This is a genomic window from Komagataeibacter sp. FXV3, assembly GCF_015155755.1.
GTDB lineage: Bacteria > Pseudomonadota > Alphaproteobacteria > Acetobacterales > Acetobacteraceae > Komagataeibacter.
Genome location: NZ_VWPI01000115.1, coordinates 1 through 6812 on the forward strand (window position 1 = coordinate 1; position 6812 = coordinate 6812).

Sequence of the window (6812 nt, forward strand, 5' to 3'; positions counted from 1 at the left end):
GTTTCCTGCCGGCGGATGCTGACCGTAGCACTGGGCACGATGCTGGGCATGGGGCCAGGCATGGCGTCGGGGAATGACAACACGCCTGCCGCAACACCCGCCACGACCCCGGCCACGACACGGGCCACCACGCCCGCGCCTCTTCCCGCAGTACCCACGGAAACCATGACCGTGACCAGCCAGCACGTGGTGGGCACCCAGCCCGGCGGCGGCCTGATCCGGGTGGAAGACGCGCCGAAATCCGTCAGCACCATCGGCACCGATTTCATGCGCAAGCAGGCGCCCAGTGCGACGGCGTTCGACATGGTCAGCCTGCTGCCCGGGGCCAATGTCTCCTCCTCCGACGCGCTGGGGTTTTCGCCCCAGACCAACATCACGGTGCGGGGACTGAGCGGGGATTCGCTGGGTTACATCCTGGAGGGCATGCCGCTTAATGATATCGCCTATTACAACGGCTATCCGGGGCAGTTCGCGGATACGGAAAATTACCAGAGTGTCTCCCTGCAGCAGGGATCGGCCGACCTTGATGCCCCCGTCCTGAACGCGGCGGGGGGACTGATGGACATGTCCTTTCGCGATCCCGCCATGAAGGCCGGGGGCTATGCGGATGTCTCGTACGGGTCATACAACACCAACCGGCAGTTTTTGCGGCTGGAAACCGGGCAGATCGGACATACCGGCCTGCGCGGCTTCGTGTCCTATTCCCATGGCTATACCGATAACTGGCGCGGGCCGGGCCATGATGAACGCCAGCACATCGATTTCAAATTCCTGCGCGAATGGGGGGCGGGCAACCGGGTCTCCCTGATCGGGACATGGAATACGATGGTCGCCAGCTACTACCCGCCGGTGGACAAGGCGGACTGGCAGGCACAGGGACCACACGGTGCGGCCAACAACCTTGCCGCCACCTACAACCCCAATGATGCGGCGGGCGGCACGGATTACTGGGCACTGTACCGGCAGCCCGAGCGCATTGCCTATCTCGCGGCCCCGGCGCGCTTCACACTGGCGGACAATTTGCACCTGAAGGTCACGCCGTATGCACAGTGGAGCTACGGCAACGACCCCAGCGGTACGACCATGGGTGACAGCGGTCTGTGCAGCGGCACGGGTAGCTGCGATGAAAACGCCGTAGTCCGCGCGAACTGGACCCAGACCAGCTACCGTTCCGGCTTCAACGCGACACTGGACTGGCAGCTTGGCAACCATGACCTGGTGTTCGGGTACTGGTACGACTATTCCGATGACAGCGAGCACCAGCCCTTCACGTCCGTCAATGCGCAGGGTACGGCCGCCGACATATGGGTGGACCGCATAAGCCGCACCCTGCTGCAGCCCGATAGGCAACAGGTGGATGCTGGCAGTTACCACATGATTTCCCAGACCAACGCACTCTATATTGGTGACCGGATGCATTTCCTGAACCACCGCCTGATGGTGGATGTCGGGTTCAAGGAAGTCATGCTGGACCGCCATGGCACCACCACGTCGGATAACGTGCAGACGGCGGCGGGCAGCAATTCCGCCACCCCGCTGCCACGCATCGCGATCCGTTACCGCATAAGCCCGCGGCACATGGTCTTTTTCAACACCACGACCAATTTCCGCACGCCCGATGAAACCGCGCTGTTTGGCGGGGTGACAGCCAGTGGGATCGCCACACAGCTGAAGAACGAATATTCCGTGTCGGAGGAACTGGGCTACCGCTACAATGGCGACCTGATCATCGGCAGCCTGACGCTGTTCAACTATGACTTCACCAACCGTGAAATCCAGACCCAGATCGGGCAGGTGGAATCCACCATCAATGGCGGTGGCCAGACCTCACGCGGGGTGGATGTGGAAATCGGCATGAGGCCATGGCACCATTTCGCGCCCTATCTGTCGGGGGAATACCTGCACGCCACCATTGACAGTGACATCCCCTCCAGCAGCGGCATGCTGGCGACGCGGGGCAAGACGGCGGTGGAAAGCCCGACACTGCAGGCCTCCGCCGGGCTGAGTTATGATGACGGGCACATATTCGGCATGGCCTCCGTCCATTACACGGGACGGCAGTACTCAACATTCATGAATGATGAACGCATGCCGGACCATACTACCGGCAACCTGGCCATCGGGTACCGCATGGATGACCACGCTTTCCTGTCCCATCCCGAATTCCGGATGAATTTCAATAATATCACCAACCAGCATTACCTGTCCGGTGTCGCCACCCCCACCCTGACCAGAGCCGACGGCCCGCAATATTACGTGGGCGGCGGGCTTGCGGTGCTGTTTACCGCCTCCACCGGGTTCTGACGGACGAAATACCGCAGCACGACCCCACCGGCCAACAGGTACAGCACGGCAGGCACCAGCAGGAAGCCGGCATGAATACCCGCCTGTGCATGGACAGACTGCACGCCCACGCCACTGACCAGACCCGATACCGCCAGCACACCCGCCAGCAGGCTGCCACCCACATCAAATGCCATTTTTGATGCGGTGGAATTCAGCGCCCATGCCAGCCCCACCGTATGCAGGCCCGAAAATCCGTCGCCGCCATCCATGCAATGCGCCAGCAGGGTAAAACAGACCGGGTTGCAGATCCCGACACACAGGCCGAACAGCGCCAGCGACACGCCAGTCACCTCCACCCGCGCGGGCAGCGCGTACGCCACCAGAAGCACGCCCCCCGCCGCCAGCGTGCCACCGCGCATGACCGGGGCCGCGCCCCACCGCGCCGCCAGCGGCAGCGACATGCAACAGCCCACCAGCACCATCAGGCTGATGGTGCCCAGCAGCCAGCCGGCCATATGGTCACTTTCATGCAGGACATAGCGCACGTCATAGACCAGCGCACCGAACAGGAAGGTACTGCCCAGCATGGTCAGCAGCATCGCCCCCGTCAGTCGCCGCCAGCCCCGGTTGGCCAACAGCCCGGCAATGCGTGCGCGCACCGTCATGTCACCACTGTCGGTCGCGACCCGTTCATGGCAGAACCGCGACGGTAGCCACAGCAATCCGCCCACCGCACACGCCACCACGACCATGAACAGGGCGAACCCCGCCTGCCGGTCGCCATGACCCAGCCAGTCCACCATGGGCAATGTCGCAATACTGACCAGCAGGCTGCCCAGCGTCGCCCCTACCATCCGGCTGGTGGCAAGACGCAGGCGCATGTCATGATCGGACGAAATCAGGCTGGTCATGGCGCCATAGGCGGTATTGACCACGCCATACGCCACACACAGCGCCATGTACCCGATAGTGGCGCATGTGCCGCGCACGACCACCGGCCACCCATGCGGCAGGGGCATGAAGGCCAGCGCCACCAGCACCATGAACGGCACGATCCCGCCACGCAGCAGGGGCAGTGCCTGCTGCCCCGCCGGCCTGCGGTCAATCCAGATCCCCACCGCCGGGTCGGTCACCAGGCTGGCCGCGCGCGCGGCCATGAGCATGAACCCCACCATCTGCACCGGCAGCAGGCAGATTTCGGTATAGAAATACGCAAGGTAGCTGAGCATCAGCCCCCAGATGATGTTGAACCCCATGTCACCCGCGCCAAATGCCATGACCTCCGCCAGTCCGATACGGGATGCGGGTGGCATGGGCGGGCGGCCGGGCATCATCCCGGCAGGATCGTGCCGCGCACGCCAAAACATTCTTCGGGTCCCGGAAACACACGCATCCGTACATCATGCGCATATCGTGCGGCGGCGTCACCAATCACGCCGCCCACATTGGCATACCGGCGGACAAAGCGTGGCGCGAATGCGTCAAACGCCCCCGGCACCTGCCCGTCACAGACGGACGATGCGCCATTACCCATGACGGGGATGGGCAGACCCGTCGTGATCTCGCGTAAGACCGGTCCTGCCGTCCCCTCCAGCACGATGGCGAATGAATCGGCAATGGCACGGACATCCTCGCGTACCTGCTGCGCATCACGGCCCTGCATGCGCAAGCCACCTGCCGTGTTGACGACCTGCGGCATCAGCCCCACATGCCCGCATACCGGAATGCCGCGTAGGCACAGGAAGCGCGCGGTATCGGCCATTTCCGCCCCGCCTTCCAGCTTGACCACGCCACAGCGGGTTTCCGCCATGATGCGCGCGGCATTGCCGAAAGCCTGCGCGGGCGACTGCTGGTACGACCTGAACGATACGTCCCCCTTGTCCACATCCCCAATGGTCCGCCGCCGGGGCTGTTCCCCATGGCCCATGCTTGCTATTCCCCTGACCTGACCATCTGTTACGATGGCATCAGGCATATTGCAGCATATCCGTGTTGGCAAATCAGCCGCCAGACAGCAACGGGAACCGCGTAAATGGGATTGGGCCGGACCGATATATGGCAGACGGGACTTCTCCACCGGTCCATGCCCGACATACTGCGCGCGGGCACGCTGGCGGATGTGCCGGTCACATGGCTGCCCGATCCCGGCCCCTTCCGTTTCATTGCCGACCCTTTCGGCATCTGGCACGAGGACAGGCTGTATCTTTTTGCCGAAGCCTATGATTACCGCGTGAAGGTCGGGCGCATCGATGTCTTCATCCTTGACCGCACCCTGAACGTCACGGCCCACGCCCCCGTACTGGTGGAGCCATGGCACCTGTCCTATCCCGTCATCCTGCGCGATCGGGACGGTTCGTTCCTGATGATGCCGGAATCAGGCAAAAGCGGCATGCAGCGGCTGTACCGTGCGACCGATTTCCCCTATTGCTGGAAAGAGGTGGAAGGCTGCGCCTTTCCCGGCCCAATGATCGATGCCTCCCCCCTGTTCCATGACGGCAGGTGGTGGTTGTTCTATACCCCGTGGCATGAACTGGAACGCCCGCGTGTCGATACCCTGCATGTTGCATGGGCCGACAGCCTGACCGGGCCATGGCACCCCCACCCCGGCAACCCGGTGCGGCGCGACATACACAGCGCGCGGCCCGGCGGAACACCCGTGGCGATGGATGACGGAACGATCATCCTGCCCACGCAGGACTGTGCCCATACCTATGGCGGCGCGATCACCCCGCTGGTCATCACCACCCTGACCACCCGCGATTTTGCGGCACACCCGCTCCCCCCCCTGTCGGCGCCAGCCGCGTGGCAACCTGCGACCGACGGGCTGCATACCCTGTCGGCTGCCGGTCCCGTGACGCTGGTGGATGCCAAGCACACCAGTCGCTCGGTCATCAGGCGGGCGGGCGTGGACATTCACCGCATGGCGCGTGAACTTACCCGCCGTACGCTGCGTTACTGATAAAACTGAAAGAAACATATTCATGACAGGGTAGGGAAACCTGTCTTGGATTTAATGTGATATTAATTAGCATTATCACATAACATGCTTATGATATACATCAATATGGCATGCAACGAACAGGCAGATAACACCCAGTCCCGATAACCGGGCCAGTGCCATAGCCCATGTGACCCGCCCCCATCCCATCGTGGCGCATGGATCCGTATCATGTCGGCACCCCCGGCATGATCGGCCCTTTAACCGACACCGATCCTTCCAGCCCCAGATACTTCAAGGACCGCCCGATGCGTGAACCACGTACCGCCCCGGCTGCCTGGCATCTGCAGCATTCCCGCCCCGAAAGCCTGGTCAGCTATTTTGACCCATGGCAGCCGGTGGCGCGGCAGCTGGACATGCTTGCCAACCGCTTCAGGACCGTCAAGGCCCTGTGCGATGCACAGGTGGACAGCCTGGCCACCGAACATGCCGCACTCGCGGAACTGCGCGATGCGCTTGCATTCCACCTGATGCGGGCATGCGTATGGTGGCAGGTCGATTTTTCACCCCATGCGGTGACCGGCCTGCAGGCCACCAGCTTCATGAAACACGTCCGCCGTCATACCGACCGGTTCGTGGATGATGATACGCTGCTCGATGTCATGACATGGCAGCATTACATGCACCGTGCCGATAGCGGTCACATCATGGTAACCGGCACCGACCCGCTGTGCCGGGGCAACACCACCATCGTGTATGGCATTGATGGCCACCGGGGTTTCCGCTTCGCCATGCAGCGTGCGGGACAGAAGCTGGAATGGAACGACATTACCCATGCGGATTTTGTCGCATCCTGCCTGAACGCCCGTGCCCTGCACTGCCTGATCGAGACGGAATGCACCGCCATTGGTGAATGGGATCTGGCGCGGGAGGAACACATACAGGCCGGGCGCTACCATACCCAGCATTTCCGTACAGCCACGCAGGCCAACCCGGTGGAACGCTATGCCACGGCGCTGGACCAGCTCAGTCGCTGTCATTCCCGTTTTGGCCGTTTCGAGTTCGAGAACATCGTCAACCACATGGCGTTTTCGGTAATGCAGGCGGCCCATGAACGCGGGACCAGCATTGCCGACATGCTGCGCCACGGGACCGACCGGCCCATCAGCCCCCGAATCGTCGGCAGCCTGAAAAAACGCGCCCGTGGCCATGTCACCACCGGCACCGATCCGCTGCGCCATGCCGAGCTGGAAGCCATGCTGGATCAGGTTGAAACCGGGTTCGCCCTGTCGGGCGGCAACTGATGCGGCAGGGGGAGGGAGAAAACATCGCCCTCCCCCCACGACATCCGCCCCTGCAATACCTATATTCAGACAGGAGTAGCAGGAGACCCTATATATGGCGCTAGCCAGAAGCAGACGACCGGCAGCACGCCGCAGGACCGTACAGCCCCGCTCATCACGTGTGCGGGGCGAGACACGTCGCCTGCTGGAAATGCTGTGCGTGCTGCATGGTTCGATCCATCGTGGGTCGCGTGACGCGGGCGCGCTGGTGCGCTGCGTGGTGCAGGCCCAGCCCGACCTTGACT

6 protein-coding genes are annotated in these 6812 nt (G+C 62.8%); 4 read left to right on the plus strand and 2 right to left on the minus strand.

The window, feature by feature from the left end; genetic code table 11:
* A partial coding sequence (locus F1542_RS10325) for a TonB-dependent receptor (RefSeq protein ID WP_227672656.1) occupies positions 1–2304 on the plus strand: 2304 nt, incomplete at its 5' end.
* Here F1542_RS10325 and F1542_RS10330 read toward each other — a convergent pair.
* Together F1542_RS10330 and F1542_RS10335 are read right to left on the minus strand one after the other, a co-directional pair.
* Complete coding sequence (locus F1542_RS10330; protein ID WP_227672657.1) at positions 2253–3653, minus strand: MFS transporter; 1401 nt, start codon at positions 3651–3653, stop codon at positions 2253–2255. The genes F1542_RS10325 and F1542_RS10330 overlap by 52 nt on opposite strands.
* Positions 3617–4261, minus strand: a complete 645-nt coding sequence (locus tag F1542_RS10335; RefSeq protein WP_227672658.1) for a 3-methyl-2-oxobutanoate hydroxymethyltransferase — start codon at positions 4259–4261, stop codon at positions 3617–3619. Before F1542_RS10335 ends, F1542_RS10330 begins: the two co-directional genes overlap by 37 nt.
* 57 nt (positions 4262–4318) lie before the next feature.
* On the opposite strand from F1542_RS10335, the gene F1542_RS10340 reads away from it, so the two are divergent.
* The 3 genes from F1542_RS10340 to F1542_RS10350 form a co-directional block, all read left to right on the plus strand.
* Positions 4319–5245, plus strand: a complete 927-nt coding sequence (locus F1542_RS10340; RefSeq protein WP_193732956.1) for a formyl transferase — start codon at positions 4319–4321, stop codon at positions 5243–5245.
* A gap of 287 nt (positions 5246–5532) precedes the next feature.
* Positions 5533–6528, plus strand: coding sequence for a hypothetical protein (locus tag F1542_RS10345; RefSeq protein ID WP_193732957.1), 996 nt, complete (start codon positions 5533–5535; stop codon positions 6526–6528).
* 94 nt (positions 6529–6622) lie between these two features.
* The coding region (locus F1542_RS10350) for a hypothetical protein (protein ID WP_193732961.1) at positions 6623–6812 on the plus strand (190 nt) is incomplete at its 3' end.

Coding starts and splice junctions, on each gene's coding strand:
- F1542_RS10330 (WP_227672657.1), bottom strand. CDS start 3,653: ATGTTTTGGCGTGCGCGGCACGATCCTGCCGGGATGATGCCCGGCCGC.
- F1542_RS10335 (WP_227672658.1), bottom strand. CDS start 4,261: ATGCCTGATGCCATCGTAACAGATGGTCAGGTCAGGGGAATAGCAAGC.
- F1542_RS10340 (WP_193732956.1), top strand. CDS start 4,319: ATGGGATTGGGCCGGACCGATATATGGCAGACGGGACTTCTCCACCGG.
- F1542_RS10345 (WP_193732957.1), top strand. CDS start 5,533: ATGCGTGAACCACGTACCGCCCCGGCTGCCTGGCATCTGCAGCATTCC.